Annotated in this window: 13 protein-coding genes; 2 read left to right on the top strand and 11 right to left on the bottom strand. The window is 65.5% G+C overall.

Annotated elements, in window-relative coordinates:
- Window positions 1-73 precede the first annotated feature (73 nt).
- From AC24R4_RS19565 to AC24R4_RS19525, 9 genes are all read right to left on the bottom strand, one after another.
- Window positions 74-1339, bottom strand: coding sequence for a THUMP domain-containing class I SAM-dependent RNA methyltransferase (locus tag AC24R4_RS19565; protein WP_400392031.1), 1266 nt, complete (start codon window positions 1337-1339; stop codon window positions 74-76).
- 68 nt (window positions 1340-1407) lie between these two features.
- Window positions 1408-2013 carry a 2-hydroxychromene-2-carboxylate isomerase gene (locus tag AC24R4_RS19560; protein ID WP_153947276.1) on the bottom strand — a complete coding sequence of 202 codons (606 nt, stop codon included), beginning with the start codon at window positions 2011-2013 and terminating at the stop codon, window positions 1408-1410.
- 35 nt (window positions 2014-2048) lie between these two features.
- Window positions 2049-2471, bottom strand: coding sequence for a CopD family protein (locus AC24R4_RS19555; protein ID WP_343655553.1), 423 nt, complete (start codon window positions 2469-2471; stop codon window positions 2049-2051).
- Window positions 2472-2489: 18 nt separating this feature from the next.
- Window positions 2490-3770: a glutamate-5-semialdehyde dehydrogenase gene (locus AC24R4_RS19550; RefSeq protein WP_400392028.1), complete on the bottom strand. Its 1281-nt coding sequence runs from the start codon at window positions 3768-3770 to the stop codon at window positions 2490-2492.
- 105 nt (window positions 3771-3875) lie between these two features.
- The gene (gene holA, locus AC24R4_RS19545) at window positions 3876-4946 is read right to left on the bottom strand and encodes a DNA polymerase III subunit delta (RefSeq protein WP_400392025.1); all 1071 of its coding nucleotides are present in this window, start codon (window positions 4944-4946) and stop codon (window positions 3876-3878) included.
- Between the two features lie 43 nt (window positions 4947-4989).
- Complete coding sequence (locus AC24R4_RS19540) at window positions 4990-5505, bottom strand: LPS-assembly lipoprotein LptE (protein ID WP_153947272.1); 516 nt, start codon at window positions 5503-5505, stop codon at window positions 4990-4992.
- Between the two features lie 26 nt (window positions 5506-5531).
- Window positions 5532-8153: a leucine--tRNA ligase gene (leuS, locus tag AC24R4_RS19535; RefSeq protein ID WP_400392022.1), complete on the bottom strand. Its 2622-nt coding sequence runs from the start codon at window positions 8151-8153 to the stop codon at window positions 5532-5534.
- 174 nt (window positions 8154-8327) lie between these two features.
- Window positions 8328-9125 carry a 4-hydroxy-tetrahydrodipicolinate reductase gene (gene dapB, locus AC24R4_RS19530; protein ID WP_400392019.1) on the bottom strand — a complete coding sequence of 266 codons (798 nt, stop codon included), beginning with the start codon at window positions 9123-9125 and terminating at the stop codon, window positions 8328-8330.
- A 104-nt stretch (window positions 9126-9229) separates the two neighbouring features.
- Window positions 9230-9844, bottom strand: coding sequence for an outer membrane protein assembly factor BamE (locus AC24R4_RS19525; RefSeq protein ID WP_400392016.1), 615 nt, complete (start codon window positions 9842-9844; stop codon window positions 9230-9232).
- A gap of 200 nt (window positions 9845-10044) precedes the next feature.
- On the opposite strand from AC24R4_RS19525, the gene fur reads away from it, so the two are divergent.
- Window positions 10045-10476, top strand: coding sequence for a ferric iron uptake transcriptional regulator (gene fur / locus AC24R4_RS19520; protein WP_066732268.1), 432 nt, complete (start codon window positions 10045-10047; stop codon window positions 10474-10476).
- A 98-nt stretch (window positions 10477-10574) separates the two neighbouring features.
- On the opposite strand, the gene AC24R4_RS19515 is transcribed toward fur, so the two are convergent.
- Entirely contained in the window at window positions 10575-11579 is a 1005-nt protein-coding gene (locus AC24R4_RS19515) for a LysR family transcriptional regulator (RefSeq protein WP_400391535.1), read from the bottom strand.
- A 294-nt stretch (window positions 11580-11873) separates the two neighbouring features.
- Between AC24R4_RS19515 and AC24R4_RS19510 the strand changes: the two genes are divergently transcribed.
- The gene (locus tag AC24R4_RS19510; RefSeq protein WP_400391532.1) at window positions 11874-12470 is read left to right on the top strand and encodes a flavin reductase family protein; all 597 of its coding nucleotides are present in this window, start codon (window positions 11874-11876) and stop codon (window positions 12468-12470) included.
- Window positions 12471-12534: 64 nt separating this feature from the next.
- Here AC24R4_RS19510 and gap read toward each other — a convergent pair whose 3' ends face one another.
- A complete protein-coding gene (gene gap / locus AC24R4_RS19505) occupies window positions 12535-13533 on the bottom strand; it encodes a type I glyceraldehyde-3-phosphate dehydrogenase (RefSeq protein ID WP_400391529.1) in 999 nt (332 codons plus the stop codon).
- Window positions 13534-13554: the final 21 nt, after the last annotated feature.

The following is a 13554-nucleotide window of genomic DNA, read 5'->3' as shown; positions in this document are numbered from 1 at the left end:
CTACGATTTACACCTTTCTCCACGCCGTTGGAGTGGGGTGCCAAGCCAGCGCGCACCGGATCGCCTTCGCGCGTCAGCCTTCTTTCTTCGCCTGATCCCGATTGCCGCCGCGCACCATGTCGAAACGGAACAGCCGGCATTCGATATTGCCGTTGTAGAGCGGCGTGCGGCGCGATTCCTTGAGGCGCAGCCGCTTGGGCATCGACAGATCGCCCGTGAACACCCAGGCCTGCCAGTCCGCGAAGTTCTGCTTGAGCGTGGTGGCAAAGGCGCTGGCGAACTGGTTGGCGGCGGCCTCTTCCACTTCGTCGGGCGGCGCGTCCTGCATTGCATCGCGGCGGCTGCCGCGCACCGCGATACGTTCGCCATACGGCGGGTTCATCATCATCAGGCCCGGCTCGGCAAACGGCGGCTGCACGAAGCGCGCATCGACCTGCTTCAGCGAAATATCGCCGGGCAGGCCGGCGCGCTGCCAGTTGGCCTGCGCCATCGACAGCATGTCCGTCGAAATATCGGACCCGGCGATCTGCAGCGTCGCGGCGCGGCTGGCGGCCGACTCCCGCGCGCGTTGCGCATCGGCACGCAATGCCTGCCACGCCCTGGTATCCGCGCCCTTCAGCCATTCGAACGCGAACGTGCGGCCCACGCCCGGCGCGATGCCCAGCGCCACCTGGGCGGCTTCCACCAGGAACGTGCCGCTGCCGCACATCGGATCGAAGAACGGCCGGTCGGTCTGGCCAGGCACCCAGCCAGCCAGGCGCAGGATGCCGCCGGCAAGGTTTTCCTTGAGCGGCGCCTCACCCTTTTCCATGCGCCAGCCGCGCTTGAACAGCGGCTCGCCCGTGGTGTCCAGGTACAGCGTGCAATCGGTCTCGGTCAGGTGGGCGTAGATGCGGACGTCCGGACTGACCGTATCGACGCTGGGGCGTGCGCCCAGCCGTTCGCGCATGGCGTCGCAGACCCCGTCCTTGACGCGCAGCGCCGTGAAGTTAAGGCTGCGCAGCTGCGACTTGTGGGCGGTAATGTCCACGCGCAGCGTCTCGTCCGGCGAGAACCACTGCTCCCAGCGTTGCTGGCGCGTCAGCGCATAGATGTCGTCCTCGTGGCGGTAGCCGCGCTGCGCCACGCGCAGCAGCACGCGGCTGGCAATGCGCGAATGCAGGTTGACCGCATAGGCCGCGGCCATCTCGCCCGAAAACGTCACGCCGCCCGGCATTTCGCGATGCACCTCGAACGGTGCCGCCGCCACCACGGCCGGGTACTGCGCAATCTCGCGCAGCTCCTCGGCCAGTGCCGGTTCAAGGCCACGCGGGCAAGGAGCAAAGAAGGCTTGGGTCATGGCGAGTCTTTCCAGAAAACAAAAACGTCCGCATCGCGGACGGGCAAGGCATGGGTCCGGTGTGCCGATCAGCCTGCCGCCAGGGCGCGGTCAAGGAAATCGAGCCGGTCCTGGCCCCAATACGGTTGGCCGTCGTAGACGAACCATGGCGCGCCGAACACATTGGCGGAAATCGCATCCTGCGTGTTCTGCGCATAGGCGGCCTGCACGGCCTGGCCTTCGCTGGCCTTGAGCAGGCTGGCGCCATCGAGGCCGTTCTCGTCGGCGATCTGCGACAGCGTGCCGCCATCGGCGATATTGCGCTGCTCGGCCCAGACGGCGCGCGTGATCGCGCCGGTCAGCGCCAGCGCACGGGCCGTGCCATGCGCGAGCTGGGCCGCGATGATCAGTTTGGCGGCGGCATCGCCCGACACCGGGAAGAACGTCGGATGCAGATTCAGCGGGATACCCAGGAAGCGGCTCCAGCGTTCGAGCTCGACCAGCCGGTACGCCTGGCGCTGCGGCGGACGCTGCGCCAGCGGCACACCGCCCGAGACCGAAAACACCTTGCCCAGGTCGGCCGGCTTCAGCAGCACCTGCGCCTGGTGGCGGTTGGCGATTTCCACAAAGCGGGCATGGCCCAGGTAGACGAACGGCGACTGCGGCGCCAGAAAGTACTCGACCTGCTTGCTCATCACGACCTCATCGAAAACAGTGGGAACCCGACAGCTTAGAACGGCTTTACGACAACCAGAATCACGATGGCCAACAGCACCAGCACCGGCAGCTCGTTGAACCAGCGATAGAACGTGTGCGAGCGCGTGTTGGCGCCGCGTTCGAACTTGCGCAGCAGCACGCCGCAGCCGTGGTGATAGCCGATCAGCACCAGCACCAGCGCCAGCTTGGCATGCATCCAGCCCTGCCCCGCGCCGCGCCCGATGCCGTAGCCCAGGAACAGCCACAGGCCGAACACCACGGCCGGCACAGCAAGCATGGTCATGAACCGGAACAGCTTGCGCGCCATCAGCAGCAGGCGGCGCACGCTGGCCGGATCGGTTTCCATGGCCAGGTTGACGAAGATGCGCGGCAGGTAGAACAGCCCCGCGAACCACGAGACGACGAACAGGATATGGAAGGCCTTGACCCAGAGCATCTGCGTTCCCGCCTCCCCTTACGTGCGCACTTCGCCGTGACCAAACACGACGTACTTGAGCGACGTCAGCCCCTCCAGCCCCACCGGACCACGGGCGTGCAGCTTGTCGTTCGAGATGCCGATTTCGGCGCCCAGGCCGTACTCGAAGCCATCGGCGAAACGCGTCGAGGCATTGATCATCACGCTGGCCGAATCCACTTCGCGGATAAAGCGCATGCCGGCGCTGTAGTTCTCCGTCACGATCGAATCGGTGTGGGCCGAGCCGTAGGTGTTGATATGCGCGATCGCGGCGTCCAGACCGTCCACGGTACGGATGGCCAGCACCGGCGCCAGATATTCCAGCCGCCAGTCTTCCTCGGTGGCGTCAACCAGGCCGTTGAAGCCCGCGGCTTCCAGCGTGGCGCGCGTGTCGGCGCAGACGCGCAGTTCCACGCCCTTTTCCTGGTAGATGCGGCACAACGGCGGCAGCACGGTGGCCGCGATCTGGCGCGACACCAGCAGCGTTTCCATCGTGTTGCATGGCGCGTAACGCTGCGTCTTGGCGTTGTCGCAGATGCGCACGGCCTTTTCCACGTCGGCATCGTCGTCGATGTAGACATGGCAGATGCCGTCCAGGTGCTTGATCATCGGCACGCGGCCTTCCTCGATCAGGCGCGCGATCAGGCTCTTGCCGCCGCGCGGCACGATCACGTCGACGTATTCGTTCATCGTGATCAGACGGCCCACGGCGGCGCGGTCCGTGGTCTCGATGACCTGCACCGCCTCGCCCGGCAGCCCGGCGGCGGCCAGGCCCTCGGCCACCAGCGCGGCCAGCGCCGTGTTCGATTCGATCGCCTCGGAGCCGCCACGCAGGATCGTGGCGTTGCCGGACTTCAGGCACAGCGCCGCGGCGTCGATGGTCACGTTCGGGCGCGATTCGTAGATGATGCCGATCACGCCCAGCGGCACGCGCATCTGCCCCACCTGGATACCGGTCGGGCGGAATTTCATGTTGCTGATCTCGCCGATCGGGTCCGGCAGCGCGGCAATCTGCTCCAGGCCGGCGGCCATGGTGTCGATGGCCTTGTCGGACAGCGTCAGGCGGTCCACGAAGGCGGCGTCCTGGCCGTTGGCGCGGGCGCGTTCCACGTCGCGGGCGTTGATGGCCTTGAGCTTGCCGGCATCGCGCCGGATGGCCGCGGCAATCGTCAGCAGCGCACGGTTCTTGTCGGCCGTGGAGGCCCGCGCCATGGCGCGCGATGCCGCGCGGGCCTGCTGGCCGACGCGGTTCATGTAAGCGTGGAGATCGAACTCGGTCATGATGGTGTCCGGGCCCAGCCCGGTCTGCTGTGGGTGCCGCGATGTCGAAGCGCCGGCGCGGCTGCCGGCAGTATTCTGGTTGGTTCGCTGCCTGGGTCCGGGACGTCAGGCTGGCCGCGCGACCAGCAGCGCCAGTTGCAGCAGGCCGTCCCATGGCTCGGCTGGCAGGCTGCCCGCCGCGCCACCGGCGCCTGGCAGGTCGGCCAGGCCCTTGACCTGGCGGTCCAGCCGCGCGGCCATGGCCAGCGCGGCTTCCAGCTGCGGCATCGACAACCGTTGCGCGGCCTGTGGCACCAGGCGCTCACGCGGGCCCCAGACGCGCAGTTCGCGCATCAGCACACCCGCCGGCTTGCCAGCCGCCAGCCCTTGCCGGACCTTGGATAATACGCGAATTTCCTCGGTCAGCGCCCACAGCACCAGCACCGTGGCCTCGCCCTCGCCGCGCAGCCCTTCGAGCATGCGCGTCAGGCGCGGTACATCGCCGCCCAGCATCGCCTCGGACAGCTTGAACACGTCGTAGCGGGCCACGTTCAGCACGGCGTCGTGCACCTGGTCGAACGTCAGCACGCCCGCCGGGTACAGCAGCCCCAGTTTCTGGATTTCCTGGTGCGCGGCCAGCAGATTGCCTTCCACCTTGTCGGCGATGAACTGCAGCGAGCGCCGGCCGGGCTCGCCCGGTTCCACGCGCTGCTGCTGCAGGGCCAGCCGCTCGCCCACCCAGGCGGGCAGGCGCGTGCGGTCCACGGCATCCACCTTGATCGATACGCCCGCCGACTCCAGCGCCTGGAACCAGGCCGATTTCGACGTGGCAAAGTCGAGCCTCGGCAACGTGACCAGCATCACCACGTCCGGCGACGGCTGGGCCGCCACCGCGCGCAAGGCCTCGCCGCCGTCCTTGCCCGGCTTGCCCGACGGCACGCGCAGTTCCACGATTTTGCGGTCGCCGAACAGCGACATCGACTGCTGGGCCTCGGTGACCTGGCCCCACTGGAAGCCGCGCTCGGCCACCAGCACTTCGCGCTCGGTAAAGCCCGAGTCCCGCGCGGCGCGGCGCAGGCGGTCCACCGCCTCCAGCACCAGCAGGTGCTCGTCGCCATGCACCACGTAGAGCGGCGCCAGGCCCCTGGCCTGGGCCTGCTTCAGGTGTGCATCGAGTCCGTCGAGCTTGAGCTGCATCGTGTTGCCCTGTGCCTGCGAAGCGATCCGCGCGCGGCCGCGATCAGATCGTCTTGACCGCTGCCAGGCGGCGCATCAGCTGCTGCACGATGTCCTTCTGCATATCGCGGTAGAGCTGCTGCTCTTCGTAGTCCTTGGCCAGCGTATTGGCTTCGTTGTACGTCAGGTCGCGCGTCAGGATCAGCGTCGACGCCGGAATCAGCTCCTTGCCCGCAGCATCGCGCAGCCGGAAGCTGAACCGCTGGGTCAGCCGGTATTCGCGCACCACGCCCTGGGCCGTGATCGACAGGATCGACTTGCCGCGCGTATCGGCCAGCACGTCCAGCAACGCGTCCGCTTCCTCGCGCTCCTCCACGACCTTCGTGTCGGAGCCGTTGCGGATATTGCGGCGCAGGTCGGCGCCCATCAGCGAATTGGGCGGCAAGCCGATGTACAGCCGCTTGAAAGCGAAATCGGCGTTCCCGCGCATGTGAAAGCCGCAGCCGGCCAGCAAGCCGGCCGCCGCCATTGCAGCCCCGATGGCGAGAAATCCGCGGCGTCCCATGTCCGGTCGATCCATTGCTTGTGTCTTCCTGGCTGTGTGGCTCAGAGCACCACGTTGACAAGCCGGCCCGGCACCACCACGATCTTCTTGGGCGCGGCGCCGTTGGCAAACTTCGCCACGGTCTCGCTGCCGGCGGCCACGGCCTCGATGGCGGCGCGGTCGGCATCGGCCGGCACCGTCAGGCTGCCACGGACCTTGCCGTTGATCTGCAGCACCAGTTCGATTTCGGTGCGTACCAGCGCGCTTTCGTCCACCTGCGGCCAGGCCGCGTCGAGGATGTCGCCGGCTTCGGCTGCGTAGCCGAGTTCGGTCCAGAGCCCGTGCGCGATATGCGGCACGACCGGATACAGCACGCGCAGCAGGATGCTGAAGCCTTCGCGGCGCGCGGCCGGCGACGCCGCCTTGGCATCTTCCAGCGCGTTCAGCATCTTCATCGTCGCCGACACGACGGTGTTGTACTGGATCCGCTCGTAGTCGTAGTTGGCCTGCTTGAGCACCGTGTGCAGCTCGCGGCGCACATCGGCGTCGGCGGCCGTGAACTGGCTACCCGCGCCATCGCGAATCGCCTGGGCGTTGGCGTAGCCGTAGTTCCACACGCGGCGCAGGAAGCGCGACGCGCCGTCCACGCCCGAACCGCTCCATTCGAGCTGCTGCTCGGGCGGTGCGGCAAACATCACGAACAGGCGGGCCGTATCGGCGCCATGCTGGTCGATCAGCGCCTGCGGGTCGATACCGTTGTTCTTCGACTTCGACATCTTCTCGATGCCGCCGATCACCACCGGCAGGCCGTCGGCCTTGGCCGTGGCGCCCACCGGGCGGCCCCGCTCGTCGGTCTGCACATCCACGTCGGCCGGGTTGTACCAGGTCTTCTTGCCCGACGCGTCTTCACGGTAGAACGTCTCGTTCAGCACCATGCCCTGCGTGAGCAGGTTCGTGAACGGCTCGTCGAACTTGACCAGGCCCATGTCGCGCATGACCTTGGTCCAGAAACGCGCGTACAGCAGGTGCAGGATCGCGTGCTCGATGCCGCCGATGTACTGGTCCATCGGCATCCAGTAGTCGTTGCGGCCGTCCACCATCGTGCTGGCATCGGGGCACGTATAGCGCATGTAGTACCAGCACGAGTCGATGAACGTATCCATCGTGTCGGTTTCGCGGCGCGCGGGCTTGCCGCACGACGGGCACGTGCACGCCAGGAAACGCGGATCCTTGTTCAGCGGATTGCCGGTGCCGTCCGGCACCAGGTCTTCCGGCAGCACCACCGGCAGATCCTTCTCGGGCACCGGCACCACGCCGCAGCTGTCGCAGTGGATCAGCGGAATCGGCGTGCCCCAGTAACGCTGGCGCGAAATGCCCCAGTCGCGCAGGCGCCACGTCACCTTCTTCTCGCCCAGGCCCTTGGCGGCGAGGTCGGCGGAAATGGCATCGACGGCCGCCTGGTAGGCCATGCCGTCGTACTTGCCGCTGTGGATGCAGGTGCCGTGTTCCTTGTCGCCGTACCATTCCTGCCAGGCGTCGGTCGAATACGGCTGGCCCTTGACGTCGATGACCTGCTTGATCGGCAGGTTGTACTTCTTCGCGAACGCGAAGTCGCGCTCGTCATGCGCCGGCACGCCCATCACGGCGCCGTCGCCGTACGTCATCAGCACGTAATTGCCGACCCACACGTCCACCTGCTCGCCGGTCAGCGGGTGCGTGACCTTCAGCCCGGTGGGCATGCCCTTCTTCTCCATGGTCGCCATGTCGGCTTCCATGACCGAACCGTGCTTGCATTCGTCGATGAACGCGGCCAGTTGCGGATTGTTCGCGGCAGCGTGGGTGGCCAGCGGGTGCTCGGCGGCCACGGCGCAGAACGTGACACCCATGATGGTGTCGGGGCGGGTGGTGAACACGAACAGCTTGCCGTCGCCCACCAGTTTGCCGTCGGCACCCTGGATCTGGTGCGGGAAGGCAAAGCGCACGCCCTCGCTGCGGCCGATCCAGTTCTGCTGCATGATCTTGACGCGCTCCGGCCAGCCCAGGCCGTCCAGGTCGCCCAGCAGTTCCTGCGCGTAGTCGGTGATGCGCAGGTAGTACATCGGGATCTCGCGCTTTTCGACCACCGCGCCCGAACGCCAGCCGCGGCCGTCGATCACCTGCTCGTTGGCCAGCACGGTCTGGTCCACGGGGTCCCAGTTCACGGTGCCGGTCTTGCGGTAGGCGATGCCCTTTTCCAGCATCTTCAGGAACAGCCACTGGTTCCAGCGATAGTAGTCGGGGCTGCAGGTGGCCACTTCACGCGACCAGTCGATCGCCAGGCCCATCGACTGCATCTGCTTCTTCATGTAAGCGATGTTGTCGTAGGTCCAGGCGGCCGGCGCCACCTTGTTGTTCAGCGCGGCGTTTTCCGCCGGCATGCCGAACGCATCCCAGCCCATCGGCATCAGCACGTTGCGGCCGTTCATGCGCAGGTAGCGCGCCATCACGTCGTTGATGGTGTAGTTGCGCACGTGCCCCATGTGCAGCTTGCCCGACGGATACGGCAGCATCGAGCAGGCGTAGAACTTCTGCTTTTCCTTGCCGTCGGGCCCGACCGCGTGCTCCGATACCTTGTAGGCATCGATCGCTTGCCAGTGCTGCTGGGCGGCTTGTTCAACGGCGGACGGAAGATATTTGTCTTGCATGGTCGGGACGACGGTCTGGGCAACGGTCACGCGCGGCGACTGGCGCGCCGGCGGCCGGGGGGATCGGAAAAACGAAAGAGACGATTATAACCGTGGCCGACGGCGATTCCGGCCCTGCCACGGCGGCGCCCAAAGGCGCGAACGGCCCGCCATGGCGAGCCGCGAGACAGCGGGTTACTTCAGGCCCAGCACATCCTGCATGTCGAACATGCCGTTCGGCTTGTCGGCCAGGAAACGGGCGGCGCGCACCGCGCCATCGGCGTACGACTGGCGGCTGGACGACTTGTGGCTGATCTCGATGCGCTCGCCGATGCCGGCGAACATCACCGTATGGTCGCCCACGATATCGCCGCCACGGATCGTGGCAAAACCGATCGAGTTCGGATCGCGCGGGCCCGTATGGCCTTCGCGGGCATACACGGCACAGTCGTCGAGATTGCGCCCAAGCGCATTGGCGATCACTTCGCCCATCGTCAGCGCGGTGCCCGACGGGGCATCGACCTTGTGACGATGATGCGCCTCGATCACTTCGATGTCGTACCCAGTCGACAGCAGCCTGGCGGCCACGTCCAGCAGCTTGAACGTGGCGTTGACGCCCACGCTGAAGTTCGACGCGAACACCACGCCGATCGACTTGGCGGCGTCGGCCAGGGCCTGCTTGCCGGCGGCGTCGAAGCCGGTCGTGCCGACCACGATCTTCTTGCCCAGGCGCTTTGCGGCTTCCAGGTGGACCAGCGTGCCCTCGGGGCGCGTGAAGTCGATCAGGCAATCGGCGGCGCCGAGCACGGCCTCGATATCGGCCGTGATCTTGACGCCCGTCACCTGGCCCAGGAACAAGCCGGCGTCCTGGCCCAGGGCGGGCGACGACGCATGTTCCAGCGCACCCGCCAGCGTGACGCCATCGGTATTCAGAACGGTTTCGATCAGCATGCGGCCCATGCGGCCGGAGGCACCTGCGATGGCGATTTTCATGGCGTGGCGTTGCGGTGTCGGAAAGACTGGGAAGACTGTGGCCCGGCCAAACAGGCCGGGCGCACGGAGGCGATGGGCGGCAGCCGGCCGGCGCCGGCTGGCGGTCAGCTGGCCGGTTTGTCCGGGGTGGCGCTCGTGGCCGGCCCCTGGGCGGCCGGTTCGGAGGCGGGAGGCGTCGATTCCACGGCCGGCGCCGGCGCGGCTTCCGGAGCCGAAGCGCCAGCAGCGGCCGGCGCGGAGGCCGGCTGCGCGGCACTGGCGCTGGACGTCGCAATGCCGATCTTCTGGTTGCGCTGCGCCGCCTTCATGCCGTCAATTTCGGCAATCAGTTCATATTCCGACGGCAAATCGCCACCCTGCCACTTCACCAGCTTGTCGTCCTCGAAGAACACCGTGAACTGGCGCGACTGCACGACCGGCGTGCTGCCCCGGCGGAACGAGAAATAGTAGTCCCAGCGATTGCCGTGGAACACGTCCTGCAACAGCGGCGTACCCAGCAGGAAGCGCACCTGGTCGCGCGTCATGCCTTCGCGCAGTTGCGAAGCCGCCTCGCGGGACACGAAGTTGCCCTGAACGATGTTGATGCGATATGGCGTGATGGCCTCTGCCACCTTGCGCGACGTGCTGTCGTAGGCCGAGCAGGCGCCGGCCAGCAGCGCGGCGGCCAGCAGGGAAGACACCAGCGCGGGGCGCATGGCGGACGAACGGAATGAACGCATGTATCTCGCTTCCAGACGGGAATGGTTCTGTGCCGGTCCCGACGCTCCGCAGACAAGCGGAGGCGGCCGGCACGGCCAGGCGCATCGCGGGTACGCCACCTTGCGGGTGGCGGCCGGGCGCCATGGCACCGGGGCGACTTTTGTCGCCAAAACCCTTATGATTCAACTATCCAGACATTGTACTCTAGGGAGTCACGCCCATGCCGAGTCCGGCGGACCTCAAAAATATCGGCCTCAAGGCGACTGTCCCCCGCCTGAAGATTCTTGAAATCTTCCAGACCAGCGAGCAGCGCCATTTGAGCGCGGAAGACGTTTACCGGATCCTGCTCAACGAGCACATGGATATCGGCCTCGCCACGGTCTATCGCGTCCTGACGCAGTTCGAACAGGCGGGCCTGCTGTCCCGCAACAACTTCGAATCGGGCAAGGCGATTTTCGAACTCAACGAAGGCAAGCACCACGATCACCTGGTGTGCCTGGATTGCGGTCGCGTCGAGGAATTCTTCGACGGCGATATCGAGCAGCGCCAGCAGAGTATTGCGCGCGAGCGCGGTTTTGCCTTGCAGGAACATGCGTTGTCGCTGTACGGCAACTGCACCAAGAACGACTGTCCCCACAGACCCAAACGATAAGCCCCGGGGGGGCGCGGTCCAGTCCCCACCATGCAGGCAATAAAAAACCGGCACGAGAGCGCCGGTTTTTTATTGGGCTTGCCGAATCGGCCGGCCGCTTATTCGTGAGGCAGGTTGTCCTGTTCGGCCTCGGTCACCACGCGCAGCGTACGTGCTGCGGCGACTTGAGGCAGGCCCACGAATTCTCCAACGACCTGACGAAACAAGTGTCGGGCCCAGACCAGCATCGGATGCGTATTCCGGCTGCGGTGCCAGAACATGTTCAGGCCCAGCGTCGTGTTCAGCTCCGCCGGCAGCGGGAACGCCTTGAGGCCGTAGGTCTCGCAGGCCATATCCTTGGTCAGCGCGTTGACCGTGAAGATCATGTCGGTCTGCGCCGCCAGTTCGGCCTGAGCACGCCACGAATGCACCGTCAGCGTGGCATTGCGCTTCAGCCCGCGCTGCTGCAGCGCGTAGTCCAGCGGAATCAGCGCCGGCGCCGGCCGGCCTGTGCCGCCCGAATGCGCCATGAAGATATGGCTGCATTCCAGGTATTGCTCCAGCGTGCAATCGGTCTTGAGCAGTGGATGATTCTTGCGCGCGCACACCCACAGGTTCAGCGAGGTCACCATTTCCTCGACGATTTCCGGATGGCGCGTGGGGAATGGAGAAAATGCCAGGTCCAGCTCATTGGCGCGCATGGACGCCACATCACTTTCCCACGAGTGCGATTCCACCAGCCGGATATGCAGGTCCGGGGCCAGCTGCTTGATCCGCAGCACGAATCGATTGAAGACGGTATCGCCCAGCTCGGCCGCAAAGCCGATGCTCAGCGTGCCGGTGGCCACCGCGGGATCGAAATTGTCCGCATCGCCCTCGTTGATGGACGACCACAGGTCGAGCATGTCCCGGATTTTCGGACCCAGCTCCAGCGCACGGGGCGTTGGCGTCAGCCCGTGCGGCACGCGGATAAAGAGAGGGTCGTCGAAGATTTCGCGCAAGCGCCCAAGCGAATGCGATACGGCGGGCGCCGTCATATGCATTTTCTCCGCCACATAAGTGGCGTTCCGCTTGCTCAGCAGCTCGGTAAAAATCACCAGCAGCTTGGTATCCACGTTCACCATGATCAGGCCCGGTTGTTATGTCTCGCGCTTCTGGATGGCCCCACCACTTTCACTGGCTGCACATCAGATTTCAACAGATTCTTCCGAGTGTAAGAGAAAAAAACGGCAGGGAAAAGCAAATTCGGCATTTCTCGCACTACGCGAATCGGTAATCGGGGGATTTTTGACAACATTGGGACAGATAATGTCAAAAACCATGATCCCGGCGCGCGCGAGGCCCGCTATATTGACCTGAAAGGGCTCGATCCTGCCTTGCGCCCACTCACATTACCTCGGAATTTTCGGACGCGCATCATGACTTCCCCTCGTCTCGGCGTTGACCTTGCCAAAGCCTATCGGCTGCTCAATCACGGTCCCACGGTACTGGTCAGCGCGGCCCACGGCGGCCAGCGCAACATCATGGCCGCCGCCTGGGCGATGCCGCTCGACTTTGCGCCGCCCAAGGTGGCGGTCGTGCTGGACAAGGCCACCTGGACGCGCCGCCTGCTGGAAGCCAGCGGCGAGTTCGCGTTGCAGGTGCCCACGGTCAGCCAGGTCGATATTACCCAGGCGCTGGGCTCCAGTTCCGGACTGACCATGCTGGAACAGCAAGGCATCGACAAGTTCGCCGCCTACGGGCTGCAGACGTTTGCCGGCAGCGTGATCGGTGCGCCCTTGCTGGAAGGCTGCGCGGCCTGGCTCGAATGCCGGCTGCTGCCCGAGCCCGCCATCCAGGCCGGCTACGACCTGTTCCTGGGCGAGGTGGTGGCCGCTCATGCCGACAGCCGCGTCTTCAGCGAAGGCCGCTGGCACTTTACCGGCCATGACGGCCTGCGCACCATCCACCATGTGGCGGGCGGCCATTTCCTGGTGGACGGCGATGCCGTGGATGCGAGCCCCCTGACACCCTGATCCCGCTTGCGGCCGGAAATGAAAAACGCGCCCGAAGGCGCGTTTTTCATGAGGCGAGCACCAATTACTTGGCGACGACGCGTGCCATTTCCAGGCACTTGTTCGAATAGCCCCATTCGTTGTCGTACCAGCTCACGACCTTGATGAACGTGCCGTCCAGCGCGATACCGGCTTCGGCGTCGAAAATCGAGGTACGGGCGTCGCCGCGGAAGTCCGTGGCCACCACCTTGTCTTCCGTGTAACCCAGCACGCCCTTCAGCGCGCCCTGGCTCTGGGCCTTCATCTCGGCGCAGATTTCCTCGTACTTGGCCGGATTTTCCAGTTCGACGGTCAGATCGACCACCGACACGTCCGACGTCGGCACGCGGAACGACATGCCCGTCAGCTTCTTGTTCAGTTGCGGAATCACCACGCCCACGGCCTTGGCGGCGCCGGTCGACGACGGGATGATGTTTTCCAGGATGCCGCGGCCACCGCGCCAGTCCTTGTTCGACGGGCCGTCAACGGTCTTCTGCGTCGCCGTGGCAGCGTGCACGGTCGTCATCAGGCCGCGCTTGATGCCCCACTTGTCGTTCAGCACCTTGGCCACCGGGGCCAGGCAGTTCGTGGTGCAGCTGGCGTTCGAGATGATCGCTTCGCCCTTGTACGTTTCGTGGTTCACGCCGTACACGAACATCGGGGTGTCGTCCTTCGACGGGGCCGACATGATCACCTTCCTGGCGCCGGCGTCGATGTGCTTCTGCGCGCCTTCCTTGGTCAGGAAGATGCCGGTCGACTCGATGACCACGTCCGCGCCAACCTCGCCCCACTTCAGTTCCGACGGGTCCTTGACGGCGGTCAGGCGGATCTTCTTGCCGTTGACGACCAGCGTATTGCCTTCCACCGACACTTCGCCGTCGAAGCGGCCATGGACCGAGTCGTACTTCAGCATGTAGGCCAGGTAGTCCGGCTCCAGCAGGTCGTTGATGGCAACGACTTCAATGTCCTTGAAGTTCGCGGCGGCGGCGCGGAATACCATGCGTCCGATACGGCCAAAGCCGTTGATGCCGATCTTGATGGTCATGTCTATCTCCTAGAGTGCAAT

The sequence above is a fragment of the Cupriavidus sp. CER-90 genome (assembly GCF_057652055.1).
Note: the sequence above shows the minus strand (reverse complement) of the source record. Positions and strands in the feature narration are given on the sequence as shown.

Bases quoted from the DNA above. Each gene is read 5' to 3' on its own strand.
- AC24R4_RS19565 (WP_400392031.1), bottom strand. From the start codon at position 1,339: ATGACCCAAGCCTTCTTTGCTCCTTGCCCGCGTGGCCTTGAACCGGCA.
- AC24R4_RS19560 (WP_153947276.1), bottom strand. From the start codon at position 2,013: ATGAGCAAGCAGGTCGAGTACTTTCTGGCGCCGCAGTCGCCGTTCGTC.
- AC24R4_RS19555 (WP_343655553.1), bottom strand. From the start codon at position 2,471: ATGCTCTGGGTCAAGGCCTTCCATATCCTGTTCGTCGTCTCGTGGTTC.
- AC24R4_RS19550 (WP_400392028.1), bottom strand. From the start codon at position 3,770: ATGACCGAGTTCGATCTCCACGCTTACATGAACCGCGTCGGCCAGCAG.
- holA (WP_400392025.1), bottom strand. From the start codon at position 4,946: ATGCAGCTCAAGCTCGACGGACTCGATGCACACCTGAAGCAGGCCCAG.
- AC24R4_RS19540 (WP_153947272.1), bottom strand. From the start codon at position 5,505: ATGGATCGACCGGACATGGGACGCCGCGGATTTCTCGCCATCGGGGCT.
- leuS (WP_400392022.1), bottom strand. From the start codon at position 8,153: ATGCAAGACAAATATCTTCCGTCCGCCGTTGAACAAGCCGCCCAGCAG.
- dapB (WP_400392019.1), bottom strand. From the start codon at position 9,125: ATGAAAATCGCCATCGCAGGTGCCTCCGGCCGCATGGGCCGCATGCTG.
- AC24R4_RS19525 (WP_400392016.1), bottom strand. From the start codon at position 9,844: ATGCGTTCATTCCGTTCGTCCGCCATGCGCCCCGCGCTGGTGTCTTCC.
- fur (WP_066732268.1), top strand. From the start codon at position 10,045: ATGCCGAGTCCGGCGGACCTCAAAAATATCGGCCTCAAGGCGACTGTC.
- AC24R4_RS19515 (WP_400391535.1), bottom strand. From the start codon at position 11,579: ATGGTGAACGTGGATACCAAGCTGCTGGTGATTTTTACCGAGCTGCTG.
- AC24R4_RS19510 (WP_400391532.1), top strand. From the start codon at position 11,874: ATGACTTCCCCTCGTCTCGGCGTTGACCTTGCCAAAGCCTATCGGCTG.
- gap (WP_400391529.1), bottom strand. From the start codon at position 13,533: ATGACCATCAAGATCGGCATCAACGGCTTTGGCCGTATCGGACGCATG.